Annotated in this window: 13 protein-coding genes; 7 read left to right on the forward strand and 6 right to left on the reverse strand. The window is 37.1% G+C overall.

Features of this window, described 5'->3' with window-relative positions; all coding sequences use genetic code 11:
• Positions 1-62 precede the first annotated feature (62 nt).
• On the forward strand, positions 63-899 hold the full coding sequence (locus Q1K34_RS13785; RefSeq protein ID WP_300439989.1) for a S1-like domain-containing RNA-binding protein: 837 nt from the start codon (positions 63-65) through the stop codon (positions 897-899).
• Between the two features lies 1 nt (position 900).
• Here the strand turns inward: Q1K34_RS13785 and Q1K34_RS13790 are convergent, their stop codons facing one another.
• The gene (locus Q1K34_RS13790) at positions 901-1,350 is read right to left on the reverse strand and encodes a hypothetical protein (RefSeq protein WP_300439991.1); all 450 of its coding nucleotides are present in this window, start codon (positions 1,348-1,350) and stop codon (positions 901-903) included.
• 158 nt (positions 1,351-1,508) lie between these two features.
• Here Q1K34_RS13790 and Q1K34_RS13795 point away from each other — a divergent pair, with 158 nt between their 5' ends.
• The gene (locus tag Q1K34_RS13795; protein ID WP_300439994.1) at positions 1,509-1,913 is read left to right on the forward strand and encodes a DUF2059 domain-containing protein; all 405 of its coding nucleotides are present in this window, start codon (positions 1,509-1,511) and stop codon (positions 1,911-1,913) included.
• A 200-nt stretch (positions 1,914-2,113) separates the two neighbouring features.
• Positions 2,114-2,953 (forward strand): 1,4-dihydroxy-2-naphthoyl-CoA synthase, encoded by an 840-nt coding sequence (locus tag Q1K34_RS13800; RefSeq protein ID WP_300439997.1) that lies wholly within the window; start codon positions 2,114-2,116, stop codon positions 2,951-2,953.
• Here Q1K34_RS13800 and Q1K34_RS13805 read toward each other — a convergent pair.
• The 5 genes from Q1K34_RS13805 to uvrA all read right to left on the reverse strand — a co-directional run bounded on the left by Q1K34_RS13805 (position 2,950) and on the right by uvrA (position 12,998).
• A complete protein-coding gene (locus Q1K34_RS13805) occupies positions 2,950-3,831 on the reverse strand; it encodes an alpha/beta hydrolase (protein ID WP_300440000.1) in 882 nt (293 codons plus the stop codon). The genes Q1K34_RS13800 and Q1K34_RS13805 overlap by 4 nt on opposite strands.
• 153 nt (positions 3,832-3,984) lie before the next feature.
• Positions 3,985-6,384 (reverse strand): thiamine pyrophosphate-dependent enzyme, encoded by a 2,400-nt coding sequence (locus tag Q1K34_RS13810; protein ID WP_300440003.1) that lies wholly within the window; start codon positions 6,382-6,384, stop codon positions 3,985-3,987.
• A gap of 196 nt (positions 6,385-6,580) precedes the next feature.
• On the reverse strand, positions 6,581-9,391 hold the full coding sequence (locus Q1K34_RS13815) for a metalloprotease (RefSeq protein ID WP_300440006.1): 2,811 nt from the start codon (positions 9,389-9,391) through the stop codon (positions 6,581-6,583).
• 77 nt (positions 9,392-9,468) lie between these two features.
• Complete coding sequence (locus Q1K34_RS13820) at positions 9,469-10,158, reverse strand: TIGR00730 family Rossman fold protein (RefSeq protein ID WP_300440009.1); 690 nt, start codon at positions 10,156-10,158, stop codon at positions 9,469-9,471.
• Between the two features lie 8 nt (positions 10,159-10,166).
• Positions 10,167-12,998, reverse strand: coding sequence for an excinuclease ABC subunit UvrA (gene uvrA, locus Q1K34_RS13825; protein ID WP_300440011.1), 2,832 nt, complete (start codon positions 12,996-12,998; stop codon positions 10,167-10,169).
• Positions 12,999-13,377: 379 nt separating this feature from the next.
• Between uvrA and Q1K34_RS13830 the strand changes: the two genes are divergently transcribed.
• The 4 genes from Q1K34_RS13830 to Q1K34_RS13845 all read left to right on the forward strand — a co-directional run bounded on the left by Q1K34_RS13830 (position 13,378) and on the right by Q1K34_RS13845 (position 19,751).
• Positions 13,378-14,385: a LuxR C-terminal-related transcriptional regulator gene (locus Q1K34_RS13830; RefSeq protein ID WP_300440014.1), complete on the forward strand. Its 1,008-nt coding sequence runs from the start codon at positions 13,378-13,380 to the stop codon at positions 14,383-14,385.
• A gap of 402 nt (positions 14,386-14,787) precedes the next feature.
• Positions 14,788-16,305, forward strand: a complete 1,518-nt coding sequence (locus Q1K34_RS13835; RefSeq protein ID WP_300440016.1) for a hypothetical protein — start codon at positions 14,788-14,790, stop codon at positions 16,303-16,305.
• A gap of 87 nt (positions 16,306-16,392) precedes the next feature.
• Positions 16,393-18,042: a hypothetical protein gene (locus Q1K34_RS13840; RefSeq protein ID WP_300440019.1), complete on the forward strand. Its 1,650-nt coding sequence runs from the start codon at positions 16,393-16,395 to the stop codon at positions 18,040-18,042.
• 74 nt (positions 18,043-18,116) lie between these two features.
• Positions 18,117-19,751 carry a thrombospondin type 3 repeat-containing protein gene (locus tag Q1K34_RS13845; RefSeq protein WP_300440021.1) on the forward strand — a complete coding sequence of 545 codons (1,635 nt, stop codon included), beginning with the start codon at positions 18,117-18,119 and terminating at the stop codon, positions 19,749-19,751.
• The last annotated feature ends 328 nt before the right edge of the window (positions 19,752-20,079 follow it).

The following is a 20,079-nucleotide window of genomic DNA, read 5'->3' on the forward strand; positions in this document are numbered from 1 at the left end:
ATATCCTTAAAACGGATTTTTTTGTTTGATTAAAAAGTATCTTTGCAGACTAAATTTATAGTATGATCCAATTAGGGGAATTTCACGAATTAATAATTATCCGGGAGACCGATCATGGTATTTACCTTGAAAATGATGAGGGAGATGAGGTTTTGCTTCCCAATAAGTATGTGCCTGAAGCATGGATGGTACATGATAAAATTAATGTTTTCGTCTACTTAGATCATCAAGAACGGCCTGTTGCAACAACCTTAAAACCGAAGATAAAACGTGACCAGTTTGGAAATCTTACCTGTGTAGAAGTAAGTAAATTTGGAGCTTTTTTGGATTGGGGACTGGAAAAGCACCTTTTTGTTCCTTTCAAAGAGCAGGTGATTCCAATGCAAAAAGGAGAAAGATATCTTGTTTTTTGTTATCTGGATCTCGAAACAGAAAGACTTGCAGCATCCTCCAAAGTACATTCATTTTTAGATAATTCGGTGTTGACCGTAAAACCTTTTGAAGAGGTTGATCTTCTGGTAAGCAATCATACAGATTTGGGTTTTAATGTGATCATCAATCAACTTCACCTGGGGCTTATTTATCACGATGAAGTTTTTAAGCCTTTACATATTGGCGACGAAATTAAAGGATTTGTCAAAAAGATAAGGGAGGACAATAAGATTGATATTACGCTGCAAAGACCCGGATACAGAAGTATAGAACCTAATGCTCAGAAAATTTTAGACAGATTGAATGCTGCCGGTGGCTTTTTAGATTTAACCGATAAATCTTCACCTGAAGATATTAAGAATAGGTTGCAAATGAGTAAAAAGAGTTTTAAAAAAGCTGTGGGAACACTTTATAAGCAGCGAATTATAGATATTAAAGACGATGGTATTCTTTTAAGGGAAGAATAGATTAATAATTATAATTATACGGTGAGGTGTACCTTCTGGCTCCAAATCCACGTTGATTATAACTATTCAAAAAGGTTGGATAATATGGATTCATAAAAATATCATCCTGATCCCTGGTTCTTACTTCACCCGAAATTTCAAAGATTTTCTTTTCTTTTTTCCGCTGAGGTAATGGAGAACCAAGATCTACTTCCTGTTGAACACGATTTCTATTCATTTTGTCTATCACTGCGAGCATATCAACCTGATCATCTTGAATATGAGCTTTTAGATGTAAAAAAGAGCCGTCTGGCAAATTGAAGTTGGATTGTGATTGCCAGTTGAAACTGAATTCTTTCCAGGTATTATCAATACTTCTGTTCCTTATTTCAAAATCTTCGCGATCCCAATATTCCTGGGCCTGGACGAAGGTTCCAAATAGAAAGAGTAATAAAAATAGCCGAAATTTCATTTAATCCTTTTTTGAATTAATATCAAAAACAATGCAAACCTATAGATTTTCCACATTGAAATTAAAAAATACTTAAAAAATATTAATGTCTTAATTTCCGAAATCCAATAAACGCTTATTTTAGTGAACAAGAATATAAACCAATTTTTATTATGATTATGAAAAAAATTATCCTTTGTCTCGGTATTCTTGCAATTAGCATCCCTTCTGTTGCGCAGGAGGCAACTAGTTTTGAGCAAAAAGCCGTAAAGCTTATAAAATTAACTGCCGGTCAGCAATTTGAAATTATGACTGAACCCATTATCGAAATGGTTCCGCAAGAAAAACGTGAGGCTTTTAAAAAAGAACTTGCTGAAAGCACACAGGGACTTTACACGAAAATGGCTGCCGTCTATACGGAAAGTTTTACTGAAGACGAATTAGATAAAATACTGGCTTTTTATGCTACGCCAGTAGGAGAAAAGATGGTCGCTGTAACTCCTGAGCTTACCAAAAAAGGAATGGAAATTGGCCAGGCCTGGGGGATGGAGCTTCAGCCGTTAATGGCAAAATATATGAATTAATTTTCTGAAGAGGTTGTCTATAAAGTTGGAAAACGTCAGTCTGTTTTGATAAATATCAGAATTATTTCAGGATCATAAAAATTAATTCAATCAAAAGCTTAAACGAATTGAGCTTGATGAAATAACCTCTTACAAAAGCTCTTTTTATTCAGCTTTCTGAAATAAAAGGAAAGCTCTATTTTTACATTAAAATACAAATCATGTCTAAAATTGACTGGGAAACAGTAAAAGAATACGAAGATATCACCTATAAAAAGTCTAACGGCGTTGCAAGAATTGCTTTTAACAGACCAGATGTTAGAAATGCTTTTCGTCCCAAAACTACTTCGGAGCTTTTAGATGCGTTTCATGATGCCCATGAAGATACTTCCATTGGAGTAGTCTTATTATCAGCAGAAGGACCTTCTTCCAAAGACGGGAAATGGGCTTTTTGTAGTGGTGGAGATCAAAAAGCAAGAGGTCACCAGGGCTATGTAGGTGAAGATGGTTACCATAGACTTAATATCCTGGAAGTTCAGCGATTGATCAGATTCATGCCCAAAGCTGTAATTTGTGTAGTTCCAGGTTGGGCTGTAGGAGGTGGGCATAGTCTTCATGTAGTTTGTGATCTTACTCTGGCGAGCAAAGAACATGCAATATTTAAACAAACAGATGCTGATGTCACCAGTTTCGATGCGGGATACGGTTCAGCATACCTGGCTAAAATGGTGGGGCAAAAGAAAGCACGAGAAATTTTCTTTTTAGGAAGAAATTATTCAGCCCAGGAAGCCTATGAAATGGGAATGGTAAATGCTGTTATTCCGCATGAAGAATTGGAAGATACAGCTTATGAATGGGCTCAGGAAATTATGGAGAAATCCCCGACTTCTATTAAAATGCTGAAATTTGCCATGAATATGACCGATGATGGAATGGTTGGTCAGCAGGTTTTTGCAGGCGAAGTTACGAGGCTGGCGTATATGACAGATGAGGCTAAAGAAGGAAGGGATGCTTTCCTGGAGAAAAGAAAGCCGAATTTCGATAAAAAATGGATTCCCTAATAGGCTGATTTTGCCTGTTCAATGATATGTTCTACAATTTCTTCTGGCACTTCTTCCTGTAAGAAGTGTCTGGAAGATAAAGGTATTATTTGTTGAGCATCAGTCATTTTTTTCACGTCCTCACCATACTGGTCTATATTCAGCGCAGGGTCATCTTCCCCCCAAATTGCCTGTACCGGATAATCTACATTTTTAAAACTGGTGGCACATAATTTTTGAAATTCTTCTGTCTGTTCGAAATTCCGCATTATTTTTAGAAAAGCTTTTCCATTGTCTTCGCGTTTTAAAAGATCTACATAGGCTTTGATTTCTTCATCTGGAACCCTGGAGGAGTGGTTCACTCCCATTTTGCTAAACATAATTGGCCAGGTAGCATGAGTGATCGATTTTAATTCTGCTTCACCTAAAATTTTCTTTTCAAAAGCTCTCATGACCAGCGGTTTCTTGAAATTCTTGATATCAACCATGGTATTCAATAGTGTAAGCGATAATATTTTCTCAAGGTTTTTAGCCGCTAAGGAAAATCCAACTGGTCCGCCAATATCGTGCACCACTAAATGGTATTTGTCGATTCCAAGTTCTTCAAGTGCTTCAGCCATGAAATCTCCGAAATTTGAAAATTTATAGTTGAAATTTTCCGGTCTTTCCGACAGCCCAAGGCCGGGTAAATCTATAGCAATACCTCGAAATCCTTTTGCAGCGATAGAGGGAACCATTTTCCTATAGAGATATGAGGAAGTGGGAACTCCATGTATACATACAATAGCTTCCCCGCTCCCGGAGTCCAGTAGAAAGGTTTTAATCCCTCTTACTGTAATGTACTTCCCTGTGGCTTCATGTTTCTTAACCACCATATCTATCTTCCCTTGTGTATCCATAATTCCAAAATTAAAAGACTTAAAGATACGTTTTGTGTTTTTTGAAAAGACAAAAGAAATGGTAAGTATGGGTTAAATATTTCCAAAAAAGAAAGCTGACATTTATGTTTTTCAACTAAAGGCCAGCTTCTTATTCTTAAAATATTAAATGTATTACCTAAGTTTTGGATATTTAGAGGGATTGGACTCATGCATAATCGCATAAATCTTTTCAAAGATATCTTCAGCAGATGGTTTTGAAAAATAATCTCCATCGGTTCCATAAGCGGGTCTATGTTCTTTTGCAGTAAGTGTTTGCGGCTTGCTGTCTAAGAACCTGTAAGCATTTTGTTCGTCGAGTATTTTTTGAAGGATATATGCTGAAGCACCTCCGGGCACATCTTCGTCTATAACTAATAGCCGGTTTGTTTTTTCAACACTCTTCACAATATCATGGTTAATATCAAATGGAAGCAAGGATTGAACATCTATAACTTCTGCATCGATATCAACTTCATTTAATTCTCTGGCCACTTCTTCCACAATTCGCAAAGTGGAACCATAAGAAACCAGCGTGATATCATTACCTTCTTTTACCGTTTCAGTAACTCCAATTGGTGTTTTCAATTCTCCCAGGTTGGTAGGAAGTTTTTCTTTTAAACGATATCCATTTAGGCATTCAATAACCATCGCCGGGGTATCAAGTTCCAATAAATTATTATAGAATCCGGCGGCTTTGGTCATATTCCTCGGAACAAGGACATACATTCCGCGTAGGAGATTCAACATGCCACCCATTTGCGATCCACTATGCCATATACCTTCTAACCGATGTCCTCTCGTTCTAACGATTAGCGGTGCTTTTTGTTTTCCTTTTGTGCGATAATGAACAGTAGCAAGATCATCGCTCATGCCCTGTAAGCAATACATCACGTAATCAAGATATTGAATCTCGGCGATAGGTCTTAGACCCCGCATGGACATTCCAATTCCCTGGCCTAATATAGTTGCTTCCCTAATCCCGGTATCGGAAACTCTAAATTTTCCATATTTTTTCTGAAGACCTTCCAGTCCCTGGTTTACGTCTCCAATTTCTCCAGAATCCTCTCCAAATATGAGGGTCTGTGGGTATTTATTGAAGATAGCATCAAAGTTATCTCTTAGAATAATTCGAGCATCTACCTCTTCAGCATTGTCCTCATAGGTTGGAAGTACTTCGACTTGTGTATCTTCCTTTATATATAAATGGGATGCATAATCATCATAAGCCTGTTCAGAAAAGTCGTTTAACCAGTTAAGAATGTCGTTCTTTTCAGTACTTTCTGAGCCTATTAAAAATCGTAATGTTTTCCTGGCAGCAGACACCAGATCTTTTTTAAAGGGCTCCTTATTGCCAGCAACCTCTTTTTTTATAGCATTGATGAAATTAGCATTTGAACTTGCCTGGGCAGCATTTTCAAGCAGCTTTACAAGTTCCTTTTGCTTTTTGAGTGCTGGCTTTAAATATGCGGTCCAGGCTTTATGTTTCGCGCCTCTAATTTCTTTTTTAATCTCCTTTTCCAATTCATCCAATTGCTCTGAAGTCGCGAAATCATTCTCTATCATCCATTCCCTGAATTTCAGGTTGCAATCATGCTCCTTTTCCCACTTGAGCCTTTCTTCAGATTTATATCTTTCATGAGATCCGGAAGTTGAATGTCCCTGGGGTTGTGTTAACTCAATCACATGAATAAGAACCGGACAGTGTTCTTTTCTGGCGATTTGTGATGCCTTTTCGTAAGCATCTACAAGTGCAGGATAATTCCATCCTTCCACCACAAGGATTTCAAATCCTTCATTATCTCTATCTCTCTGAAATCCTTTAAGGATCTCTGAGATATTTTCTTTTGTAGTCTGATGTTTTGCGTGAACTGAAATTCCATATTCATCATCCCACACGTTCATAACCATTGGTACCTGCAAAACTCCGGCAGCGTTGATCGTTTCCCAAAAATGACCTTCACTGGTACTCGCATTTCCTATGGTTCCCCAGGCAACCTCATTTCCGTTATCAGAAAACTTTTCAGCCTGAATTCCATCTACATTTCGGTAGATTTTTGAAGCTTGTGCTAAACCGAGTAATCTTGGCATTTGCCCGGCAGTTGGAGAAATATCTGCACTGGAATTTTTCTGTTCCATCAGGTTTTTCCATTCTCCTTTTTCATCAAGGCTATGTGTCATAAAATGACCTCCCATCTGGCGGCCACCAGACATTGGTTCATTTTCAATATTAGTATCGGCATATAAACCTGCGAAGAATTGTTCAGGAGTAAGTTCATTGATCGCCATCATAAAGGTTTGATCACGATAATAACCAGATCTAAAATCCCCATTTTTAAAGGCTTTGGCCATTGCTAACTGTGGTACTTCCTTTCCATCTCCAAATATCCCAAATTTCGCCTTTCCGGTAAGTACTTCTCTTCGTCCCAATAAGCTACATTCCCTGCTGGTTACAGCAATTTTATAGTCTTCAAGAACCTGAGACTTGAATTCATCAAATGAAATAGAATTTTCAGTTTGTGTTTCGCTTTGCATGAACATTGTTTTGAATGAAAACAAATGTAGCGAAAACTATGATTAAATACAATTCAAATTTTTCGGCAAAAATTGATAATAATGGAATTTTAACCTTTATTTATTATTTATTTTAGAATTAATCACGCCTCTATTAAGAATTTATTGATAATACTGAAATTAACCTACAGATGTTTTAATCTTTTTTATATCCATATTAATACCAGCGCCGGGTGAACAATCTAATTAATGTACTAATATCCAGGGCTACAATAAAACGAATTCTCTGGTCGTAATCGGGTTCTGTTATTTCCCAGCCCAAATTTGAATAAACAGGGAAAAAAACTTCAAAATAATCCTGTACCAGGCTTAGCCGTATACCAGAATCGTATAAAAATTTACCATTATCGCCTTTGTTTTTTACTATTCCCACATCGCCATAAGCGTAGATCCAATTCCAGATATTCGTGCTGGCATTTACCGTGGTTATCCATTCATTCGCATACTCCGGCTGAAGCTGGGACTTAAAACCTCCTTCAGCTACGATAATCTGCTGACTAAATAATCCGCTTCCCTGGCTACGGCCGTAATAATTATAATCAAATAAGTAATCGGTGGGTCGGTCTAAGGCAAAACTAAAGTAATCGTTGGACCTCACGTCGTTATATAAAAAAGTACCACCAAAAAACCTTAGGTTTATTTGCCTGTTATTGGTGAATAACTTTCTGTATTCCGCAGTTACTGAAACTTTACTGAACTTATCTGAAAGCTGGTAATCTAAAGATGCGGTGAGGTGCTTTAAGAAATTAGGATTGCTATAGCTGTAATTAACGTTAAGGACGTTATAATCTGGGAATAGCAAAGGGTCTTCCGGATTTTGATCACGCTTAACATTTATATTCCTTATGGAAAGCCGTTGTCTTTCGTTACTCCTTAAATAGGAGTTTCGAAAAGAAAATACCAGAAATGGAGTAAACTTCTCATAAAATAGGTTGTAGCCATATGAAAAACGCGATCCTCCAATTCCATAATAAATCAAGTTGAGGTCTTTGTTCTCAAACTGATGCGCGTTATAAAATGAAGCGGAACCTACAAAGGTTTTACTGGTAAAGCCGTATTTGGGAGATATGGAAAAATTAAAAGTCTTACTTAGAACTGTTTTATTATATAATTTAGGCCCAATGGAAACACCGTCATAGAGGTTATATTCAAATTCCGGCATAAAAAATATCTGGTTATACCTGGGATCTTCCACATCCTGAAAAAGCCGAAACTGTAGAGGTTTGTCAAATAATTTTGTTACCCCTTCATAATTATTCCTTTGGTTGAATTCCGGAATTTCCTGTTCATAATTTAACGCCAGGCGTTCAATATCATTATTAGGTATTTTAACGCTTTTAGTATCCCTTACTTTTTCAACCCATTGTTTGTAAACTACCTTTCCGTCATTAAGGCCATATAGGCTTATGGGCATGTCGTTATCCCTTAGATTTTTGATAGTAACTTTAAGGGAGTCGTGGAGTTTATCTACATTGGTGATTTTAAAATCTATTTTTTTATTGGTTCCAACATATTCTTCATAGAACCAGGATATATCTTTTTCAGCATTTTTCTGAAGCAGCCGAACAAAATCCTTCTCATTCACCGGCTTCAATTTGTACTCTGTATAAAATTCAGAAATAGATTTTTTAACAGATTCATCACCCAGGAATTCTTCCAGATATTTTATTCCAACTCCTGCCTTATAAGCATTGGCTATATTTTTATTGAACTTCACCAAAGAATCCTGGCTCGTGGTAAGAGGCTGATCTATGTTCATCCTGGCCACATTCATATAGAGGAACTGGTACTGGTCATTAAATTCCAGATCTGCTGCGTGAAACCATCTTATTCCAATTATGTCACTAAGGTTGCCAATGAGTTTCATTTTCGGGTAATACTCATCTACATAATCCATCATTAGAGAAACCATAATGGCATCTGTCACCCATTTTTCCGATCGTGGATTAATAAATATAGTATTGTCGAGATAATTCCTGGTGATGGTTTTAAAAAGTTTGATATCGTATTGAAATCCGTCTGGGAAAGGCCGAATAAAACCGGGAAGTTGATTCAGCCCATATATGGGGCTGTTTAAATAATCTTCCTGGGTCACAAAGATGTTCCTGTGAGGGTATTTACCAAGTCTTTGGTGCAAAAAATCGAATGTTCTTTCCAGAAGGCTATTTTTGACCTCAAATGCAATATCCTCATCTTCTATATTGGTAATAACCTGGTTGGAATTGGCTTTGATAGATTCAAAAATAAAAGATTTTGTAAGGTACATCTTGGTATCTACCCGTTCATCGCCAGAAAAAGTAATGGTCTTGTAACCCTGACGCGTCTGGGTCTTCAATAGGTTGAGACCTGAAGCAGCATAAAATTCAGTAGGAATATCTATTGAAATATTTATTTTATGCGGTTTTACATATTGAAGGCCAAGATCTTTGTGGCTATACAGTTTCCAGCCATTATCCAGCGGTGCAGGCACCATGTACCAGTATCTTAATTTATAATTACCCTCATCGTCCCTTCCGTAGCGGGTGAATTTATCATCGGGTACTTTAATATTATAACTTAAGTTCAGCGTAATAGAATCTCCCGGAGCTAATGGTTCGTCCAGTTTAATGCGCAAAAGATCCACTACATTCCCGGGTCTGTCCCATTCCAGACTGTTCCCTAATTTTTTTTCTACGGAATTAATGCTGGTGTAGCCTCGCTCCCTGTCTTTGGCAAAATGAAAACGCCTGGCAAAATCTTCAGCAAAACGTTTTGCAAGGGGAGAAGTTTTGGAACTAAAAGCATTATTCCAGTCATTAAGGTAGAGACTTACCAGTTCCCTTTCTTCGGTATTAACGAAGGTAATTTCCTGATCTATTTCTATAGTGTGAAGGCTGTCAATAAGGCGTGCGTTCACATTGATGACATTCTGTGCAGAAAGCCAACCTGAGCAAACGAAAAAGATCAGGAATAACGAAGGGTTTTTCAACTAGCAATAGGTTTAGTACTGATAAGCAATCAGGGCTAAATATAAACAAACTTTAATACCTTCAATAAACCTATTAACTAGAAATTAGGACTAAGGTTATATTCATCATAGAATTGATCCAGGATTTCAATGACTTCATCTTCGGTATCTACCACCTGAACCAGATCTATATCTGCTTCGCTTATATTCTTAAAGCTATCTAACAAAGTAGTTTTAATCCAGTCTACAAGGCCTCCCCAGAATTCTCTACCGACCAGAATTATTGGAAATTTGTCTATTTTATGTGTTTGGATAAGCGTTATCGCTTCAAAAAGTTCGTCCAGGGTTCCAAACCCTCCTGGCATTACCACAAAACCCTGAGAATATTTTACAAACATCACTTTTCTTACAAAGAAATAATCAAAATCAAGGCTTTTGTCATTGTCTATATAAGGATTATCGTGCTGCTCAAAAGGTAAATCGATATTTAGCCCCACAGAAGTACCTCCGGCAAGATGGGCGCCTTTATTTCCTGCTTCCATAATTCCAGGACCACCACCGGTGATCACTCCATAGCCATGATCAACGATTTTCTTGGCAACCCTTTCTGCCAGTTTATAGTATTTCATATCTGGCTTGGTCCTGGCCGATCCAAAAATGGATACACAGGGGCCTATTTGGCTTAATTTTTCGTATCCGTTCACGAATTCGCCCATGATCTTAAAGATCGCCCACGAATCGTTGGTTTTTATTTCGTTCCAGGCCTTATTACTACTATGTGTCTTCATAATTTTGGTTAGTTTAATTCCTTTTTCAGGAATTGTGCTGTATAGCTTTTTTTATTTTTAATAATTTCTTCCGGAGTTCCCGTGGCAACTACTTCACCGCCCCCTTTTCCGCCTTCATAGCCTATATCAATAATGTAGTCTGCCATTTTAATAACATCCATATTATGTTCAATAATCAACACAGTATTCCCTTTGTTGGTAAGCGTATTCAGCACATCCATTAGCACTCTGATATCTTCAAAATGTAAACCTGTTGTAGGCTCGTCTAAGATATAGAAAGTATTTCCGGTATCCCTTTTTGAAAGTTCAGTGGCCAGTTTAATTCGCTGTGCCTCCCCACCAGATAGGGTAGTGGACTGCTGTCCTAAACTAATATATCCAAGGCCAACATCCTGAATGGTTTTTAATTTTCTATAAATCTTCGGAATATTTTCAAAGAAGGGTGTGGCTTCATCAATAGTCATTTCAAGAATATCGGCAATAGATTTGCCTTTGTACCTTATTTCAAGCGTTTCGCGATTGAAGCGTTTTCCCTGGCAGGTTTCACATTCCACATACACATCGGGTAGAAAATTCATTTCTATCACTCTAAGTCCGCCACCTCGGCAGGTTTCACATCTTCCACCTTTTACATTGAAGCTAAAGCGACCGGGCTTGTAACCACGTATTAATGCTTCCGGGGTTTTGGCAAAAAGACTTCGAATTTCTGAAAACACACCTGTATAAGTCGCCGGATTGGATCTTGGTGTGCGACCAATAGGACTTTGGTTGATATCGATCACTTTATCAATATGATCTAAACCTTTAATACTTTTATAGGGTTTGGGCTTTTTAACCCCATTAAAATAATGCGCATTCATAATGGGGTAGAGCGTCTCATTGATCAATGTGGATTTACCACTGCCGGAAACTCCGGTTACTGCGATCATTTTCCCCAGGGGAATACTGATATTTACTTTTTTCAGGTTGTTTCCCGTAGCTCCTTTAAGTTCTATTTTCTTGCCATTTCCTTTTCGTCTTTTTTTAGGAACCGGGATTTCTCTTTTCCCACTTAAATAATCAGCTGTAAGTGTATCATGTTTCATCAGTTCTTCAGGAGGGCCTTCGCTAATGATCTCCCCACCATGTTTACCGGCCCTGGGGCCAATATCTATCACATGGTCTGCACGCTCAATCATATCCTTATCATGTTCTACCACGATTACGGTATTTCCAATATCCCGAAGCGATTCCAGAGAGTTTATGAGTTTCTCATTATCCCGTTGATGCAGCCCAATACTTGGTTCATCCAGGATGTATAAAACTCCGACTAATTGTGAACCTATTTGTGTGGCCAGACGTATTCTCTGAGCTTCGCCCCCTGAAAGGGATTTGGAACCGCGGTTAAGGTTAAGATAGGTTAAACCCACATCTAGTAAGAATTGGAGCCTTGTCCTTATTTCTTTTATGACTTCTTCGGCAATTTGAAGTTGCTTTTCGCTTAACTGTTTTTCAATTCCATCGAACCAATTATAAAGATCGGAAATGTCCAGGTGGGATAATTCGGCTATATTCTTATTATGCACTCTAAAATAAAGAGCTTCTTTCTTCAATCTGGAACCTTCACATTCAGGACAAATAACTTTGTCCATATATTCTTTGGCCCATCTTCTTAAAGAAGTGGAATCATTATTACGATAAGTGGTTTCTATAAAGGTTGCGACACCTTCAAAATCTATTTTATAGTCCCTGGTGATTCCCAATGCTTTGGATTCACGGGAAAATTTTTCTTTTCCACCATACAAGATCATTTCCAGAGCTTCTTCAGGAACCTTATTTATTGGATCATTTAAACTGAATTCAAACCTTTCAGAAATCAATTCCAGCTGAGAAAAGACCCAGTTTTTCTTTTGGGGGCCGTGAGGTGCCAAACCGCCGCCTTTTATAGATTTCGAAGGATCGGGGATAATTTTATTAGTGTTAACCGTATAAAGAGAGCCAATTCCGTTGCAATTAGGACAGGCTCCTTTGGGAGAGTTGAATGAAAAACTGTTTGGTTCTGGATTAGGATAGCTTATTCCGGTAGTGGGGCACATAAGATTCCTGCTGAAATATCTAATATTGCCACTTTCCTGTTCCAGGATCATTAAAGTGTCATCGCCGTGATACATGGCTGTTTTGATGCTTTCTACAAGTCTTTTATCTGAATCTGGTTTATCTTCTATCTTTAATCTATCTATAACGATCTCGATATCGTGGGTTTTATAGCGATCTAGCTTCATTCCCTTTTCGATATCCACCACTTCCTCGTCTGTTCGAACTTTCAAAAAACCCTGTTTTGCGATCTGTTCGAATAATTCGCGATAGTGTCCTTTTCGGCTTCTAATGACCGGCGCCAGGATACTCACCTTTTTTCCTTTAAAATTTTCCAGGATGAGTTCCTGGATCTGAGAATCGGTATAACTCACCATCTTCTCACCTGTATTATAACTGTAGGCTTCTGCGCCCCTGGCAAAAAGAAGACGAAGAAAATCATATATTTCGGTAATGGTGCCTACGGTACTACGCGGATTCTTTGAAGTAGTTTTCTGCTCTATAGCGATCACCGGTGAGAGGCCTTCAATTTTATCTACATCTGGCCTTTCCAGACTACCTAAAAATTGACGAGCGTATGCTGAAAAGGTTTCAATATATCGTCGCTGGCCTTCAGCATAGATAGTATCAAAAGCAAGAGATGACTTCCCTGAGCCTGAGAGTCCTGTAATGACCACCAGTTTTTCTCTTGGTATATTAACATCAATGTTTTTTAGATTGTGAACCCGTGCTCCGAGTACTTCGATTTTATCTTCAGTTTTTGCCATAAATTTTTTCAAGGTGGCAAAGTTACTTATTGTATTAATATTTAGAAAGCCATTGGCAATCTACTGATGTTAAGATAGCTGTAAATTTTAGCGCAATACGGCTATTAAAGTATGAAGACAGAAAAATCCTGTTACAAAACAAAAAGTTAAGGAATGATTTTAAAGCCTTAAAATGCATCTTTTAACTGGTAAGTAGGTAACTCTTTGTGAGGATAATATTACTGGTATTTTTACAAAAAATAGGTGGAATCCCCTATATTTGATTATCCAAAAAATATTCTTTCCCCAATCTTTTTTTGAAATTAAGCACCATATGTGATGGCTGGAATACAATTCTTTGTATTCGTAAAATATTAAAAAAAATTAATGCAGATTGAATATGGAAAAAAGACAACTCTTAATTGTAAGTAACAATCAAACCTTCGTAAATGAAATTACAAATAGGGTAAACGCAAATTTTGAAATTACCTCAGAAAAATCTATTCATGTAGCTTTTAATATCGCGCTAAACCTCCTGCCCGATATTATATTTTTTGACAAAACGTCCTATAACAAAGCTTCCGATTTTAGAAATCTAAAGAATTTTAAATCCACACACTTTCTAACTAAAAGTTTTCTCATTGTGTATGGCAGCAACGAGGATTTATTGGTTATGAAAAAGAGGTATAAATCTGTCATAGATGAATATCTCTTGGAACAAATGAATCTGGAACAAATTACGTCCGTAATATTAAAGAGCTATAATCCAAAGAAGTTTAATTATTGGCATGAATGCTTTTTGGGATTATTTAATTTGATGGCGCAACCGGTAGTACTGCTTCAGCAGGATACTATTATTGCCATGAACGACGCATTTAAAAAAACGTTCAAATTGGATAAGACAGAAGGTTTAAAACTAACTGACCTGGTAAATATTGAAAATAAAGCAAAAGTAAAAACCAGTCTTAGAAATTTTACGCGGGGAAAACATATGAAAGCGGTGACAACTACATCATTATTAGTTCATAATGATAAGTTAAGAAATGCAAAGATTAGCTTTTCCAAGCTAAGTCGGAATATAATGGATCAATTTATTATGTGTATAGATTTCTCAGGAGAAGAATATCTTATTGATAAAAAGATTGGAAGCCATGCTACCCAGGTGGAAAAATGTTTTAAAGATAATAGTGAATTAACCGAATTTAGTTTTACTAAAAGGGAGAAGGAGATCATAAGTTTGCTATGTAAAGGGTATAAAACCAAAGAGATTTCTGAAGCTTTATTCATTTCACCTAAAACGATAGAAAAACATAGGTCTAATATCATTAAAAGAACAAACTCAGAGACAATTCTGGAAAGCGTTATCTATGCAATTAATCATAATCTGGTCGATATTCCAATATCTTAAAGAATACATAAAACATTGTTAAATAGGAGCTTATTCTTCATTATGGGGGATTTCCCCCATACAATTTCATAAAACTCTTTTATATATTTACACCATTCAATACAGAAACTCCCCCCTCTGTATTGAACCTACACTTAGCCCCCAATTCTTTTATTTTTTGTTTTAGATACATTTTTTCTCCCTAAGGGAGTTAGTATATATTATTAACCATTCTAAATATTAATTTTTAACCAAAACTTTTACACTATGAAAACTTAGCTACCTCCAACACTTTTACCTTCAAACAGGTATCCAAAAAATTTTAAAGCAAAAGAAATTTTCCTCGTGGATTTAGTCATACCATGATCGGAACAGGAATTTTATTGACCATTCTAAATTTATATTAACTAAAACTTTTTAATTATGAAAAAAATTAATCATTATCTGGCATTTTGTGCAGTTTTTGCACTTCTTTTAACCGGATGTAGTAAAGAGGAGAACAGTGAGTTGCAGGATCCCGCAGCTTCACCAGAATCTGCGGTTCTCACATTTGGAGCTGTATTAAATGACCTAAACAATAGTAGAGCTACATCAAAAGCTCACTTTGGGCAAGTTCCCGACTGTTCAGATGCGGAACCCGCTTTGGCAGTAATCGAATTTTCTTACGGGGATGTTTCCAAAACGGTAGAGGTGGATATCTTATCTGACGAAAATGGCTATTTCACAGATTATTCTGAAGAATTACGTATACCTGTTCCCAGTAATAGTACTACTACCGTTACTTTAACAGGTTTTAGAGTCTATGATGGTGACACCTCAGGTGGTTCAGACGATGATCCATATTTCAGTGATGAATATGGTAATCTTATTTGGATTGCTCCAGTAGAATCAGAAGAAGGCCAGTTTGATGGATATGTAGATAATCCACTGGATTATGAATTTGAAGTTAGCCCTGGAACCAAACCTTACATCGATATAGAGGTGTTATGTTTTGATCGTCGTATGGTTAATGAATATGGATATGTTTTCTTTGATATTGAAGAAAAAGAGCTTATCCAATTCTGTGTTTTCGGAAATTTCTGTCCACCTTCAGGTAGACACTATGTCGCTTCATATAGCTTAAACGTATGGACGGTAGATAATGACGGCAATAACGAAGTGCAAATTTATACAGATCTTACTAGAGAAGCTACTTTAGTGAATGGAGAGTATCAGGCAGATCCACTTTGTATAGTTCTTCCAGATGATCCAAACGAAACTGATGAATATCGTATAGAGATTACCATACTTGATGGCGATAACTATGATGCTACTGAAGAAGTGATCAGAACTGCGATCCTTACCGATGAAGAGGTGAGAACTTTCTTTGATGGCGATGATAATCTTGAATATTTCCACTTCTTTGAAGGATGTGATCAGAACGATAACCCACCTATTTTTGATGATCCTCGGGATAATAAAATGACATATAAAACTTGTCTTAAGGGGATAAATAATTCGGGAGCTGTGGCATTAGCAGCAGCAAGTCTTGAAGGTTCTACATTAGAGGTAAGTATTCTAGCGATGAATATGGCTACCGGAATGCAACACGCACAACATATTCATGGATTTACTGCAGAAGAACCTAGGATGCTTGCAGGTGGCGGTACAACCACCGATGCAATCTGTCCTCCAGAATCAGCCTCCGGAGATGATAATATTATCTCTGTTGCTGAAGGTGCTCCTTTCTATGGGGGAATTCAGCTGCCTTTAAGGATGATGGATGGAGATTTTCCTACACCTAATGGTTCTGGTACTTATTTATATAATAGAGTATTTACATTGGATGAGAGCCAAAAATCTGCACTAACAGCACTAGACGAAAAAGTAATAGTATTACATGGTGTGCCTGGTGATGCAATGAGACCTGTAGCTTGTGGTGAATTAATGAAAGTAGAATAAATTTGAATAAACTGCTTAATATCTTTTTTAAGCAGTTTATTTTTTATACAACCATTCTAAATAAATATTTAACTAAAACTTTTAATTATGAAAAAATTTAAAATTTGCATGGGAATGCTAGCAATATTTGCATTGCTGTTTACCTCATGTAGTAAGGAAGAAACAAATATTCCTAAGGAACCGGGCGAAGAAACTGCAGTCCTCTCTTTTGGGGCTGTTTTAAATGATCTGGCAAACAGGTCAATGACAAAAGGTCACTTTGACCAAATACCAACTTGTTCTAGTGAAGACCCAGCGGTGGCTAGAATACAATTTAGCTATGGAGGAAATACTTATAATGTGGATGTAGATATCCTTGAAGATGAACAGGGCTATTTTACAGATTATGCAGAAGAACTGAAAATACCAGTTACAGGAGCATCTACTACTGTTACCCTTGAAGAGTTTATGGTTTATAACGGAGATCCTGATGATGAGAATACAAGTCTTATCTGGATCGCACCTATTGCCTCTGAGGAAAACCCAAACCAGTTTGATGGTTACGTGGATAATCCTCTTCCTTTTGATATAATAGTTCAGGCAGGTACAAAACCATATATAGATGTGGAAGTGCTATGCTTTGACAGAAGAAATGTAAATGAATATGGATATCCTTTCTTTGATATTATTCCAGGTCAGTTAGTGCCACTATGTTTCTTTGCTAACTATTGTCCAACCCCAGATGGAAGACACTTCGTGGGTAATTATTCTGTAGCACTTTATTACTTAGATGGTGAAGATAGAGTGACTTTATACAGTGATTCAACTCCAGATTTAGATAATGATAATAATTCCGCAGACCCAGTTTGTCTGGTAGTTCCAGAATCTCCTTTCGATAATCCAGATGAAGATTATTTATTCTATGTTATAACCCCAGAAGACTGGATGGGAACATATGGAGATATTGATAATACTCCTTTACCAGAAGTTGGTTTAAGCTGGAGCGACGTAGAGGATCTTCTGAACGATGACGGAGAAACTAACGAATATATCCACTTATTTATAGGGTGCGATGGAAACCCAGGCGGAGGTGATGATTGTACTACCAATGGTGGTGATGTAGATGAAGATGGAATCTGTGATAATGAGGATGGTTGTATTAACGGTGTAGGTCCAGATTGTCCTGGTGGTGGAGATGATTGTACTACCAGCGGTGGTGATGCTGATGGAGATGGTATCTGTGACAATACTGATGACTGTATCAATGGAGTTGGTGACGGATGTGATAATGGTAATGGAGATGATTGTGATGAAACTGCCTATGTTGGTAGTGCCAGTGATGCAAATGCCATCCAATTTAATGAGTTAACTGATGGTCCTAATCGATGGGGATTCATTTATGACTTTAGGGCAACTGCTGATGTAACTACAAAAACTCTGGATATTTATGCAGGGGCAAGTACTCAGTACAATCTAAATGACAATACGGATATTGGGGATGTAACTATTACTTTTAACCGACTAACAGATGAGGTAGTGGTTACCTTTGATTTCGAAAATCCAAATAATGATTTCGATACTCTTCACGTCAATATTTCAGAAGATGTTCCATCCAGGCAAACATTACAAGCACCTGGACAGTACAACATGAATCGTGATGTAGAGGTTAATGATGGAGATTCTTTCACATTTACCTGGACTGGAGACGATAGTTTCTTTATTGTAATTCACGGTGAAGGTGTATGTATGGATATGTAGCAAGTGAAAACCGGTCAATTGAAATATTGACCGGTTTTATCAACCATTTTAAATATTAACCAAAAATAAACATTATGAAAATTATTAATAGATGTTTAGCCTATGTCGCTGTAATGACATTGATGTTAACTTCATGTAGTAAAGAAGAAAGTTCTGCTGTGATTGATGATCCATCAGGAGCTCAATCTGTAAATCTTCAATTTGGAGCAGTATTAAATGACCTGGCCAACAGAGGCATGAGTAAAGGTCATTTCAATCAGGTTCCTGATTGTTCAGATGAAGAGCCCGCGGTGGCAGTAATTGAATTTTCTTATGGAGGAAATAACTATTCTACAGAGGTAGATATCCTTGAAGATGAGAATGGATTTTTCACAGATTATTCTGATGATTTAAAAATTCCAGTTGCAGATAATAGTTCTGTAACTGTTAGCCTTAATGGCTTTATGGTATATGATGGTGATCCTGATGATGCTGATACGGAACTTATCTGGATTGCACCAAAAAGAACAGCTAATGCTCCAAATAATCAGTTTGCCGGTTATGTTGATCGCTCATTACCCTTCACTTTCGAGGTTGAAGATGGTACAAAACCATATATAAACGTAGAAGTACTTTGTTTCGATAGAAGAATGGTAAACGAATATGGCTACGTATTCTTTAATATCCTTCCTGAAGAAATTGTTCCATTATGTCTTTTTGTGAATTATTGTGATGAGAATGGAAGACACTTTGTAGCTGATTATTCTGTAGATCTCTATTTTGGTACTGATGATTCTGGTATCCAATTATATGATCATAATCAGGATATGGGTGCAATGGCGACTACTGGAACCCGAGATAATGGAGAGTATTATGCAGATCCGTTATGTCTTGTAGTTCCAGGTCCTCCTGCTAACCTTGATGATGATGAACCATATCTATACCTTATCATTTATCCTGAAGATTGGGATGGAACTGGCGATATAGATAATACTCCCGTTCCAGTTCAGTTAACCTGGGAAGCGGTTAACGATCTTCTTAATGGCGATGGCACTACCAACGAATATCTACATTTACTTATAGGTGAATGCGAAGATGCTCTTGAAGGGGATGAAACCATCGGTGGTGGAAACGGCAATGGAGATAACTGTCCTGGAGATACAGAAGGTGATGGATGTGATGATGACGATGATGGAGATGGGGTGATTGACAGAAACGATAATTGTCCTAATACTCCAGACGAGGTAGAACCTGGTGAAGTAGATGGAAATGGATGTCCTTTAGATAGCGACAATGATGGTGTTGATGATTACTTGGACGAATGTTCAAATACTCCAGCAGGTGCTACAGTTAATAATGTAGGTTGTCAAGTAAATGGCGGAGGAGATCCAGACTTTACCTGTAACTTTACTACTGATACAGATTGCACAACGTGGGATTTTGACCAGTCAGAAGAAACTCCTGATGCAATTACAGGTTCTTATAACATATTAGAAGGAACTGATTTGATTGGTGTTGTTACTATAACTACAGATGACGGAGATGTAATAGTTGATGTAGGTATGCAATTCGGCCACCTTATTGATGACCTTGGAGTTATCATTGATGATGGCACTGAGCAGTGTTTGAGTGACTTAGGAGGTCTAACGAATCGAACGGTAACATTTGCTGGTAACCATGGCGTTCAAAATAATGTTCAGATATTGCTGAACTATTGTCCAGCGAATTAATTATGGAATGTATATTAACCCGACTGAATTATTTGACCGGGGGGTGACTAATTTTGCGGGTTAATTTACTCATTCTCTCTAGGGAATGTAGTATGAGCTGTCCGGATCTTTTCCGGACAGCTTTTTTTATGTTAAATTTTTCTAAAAGAGTTTTATTGTAAAAAAAATGATATGTTAGATAATATATAACAGTGGTATGCAAACGATTTTATTTACATTAAAAATCCATAAAACCTTTAAAATTGGGCTTTTTGATATTTCATGATTTTTATAATCTGGAAGACTTTTCTTTTCCCAAATGAGATATTTCTTCTTAAGTATAAAAATT

The sequence above is a fragment of the Christiangramia sp. genome, from assembly GCF_029937855.1.
In the GTDB taxonomy this organism is placed as follows: domain Bacteria; phylum Bacteroidota; class Bacteroidia; order Flavobacteriales; family Flavobacteriaceae; genus Christiangramia.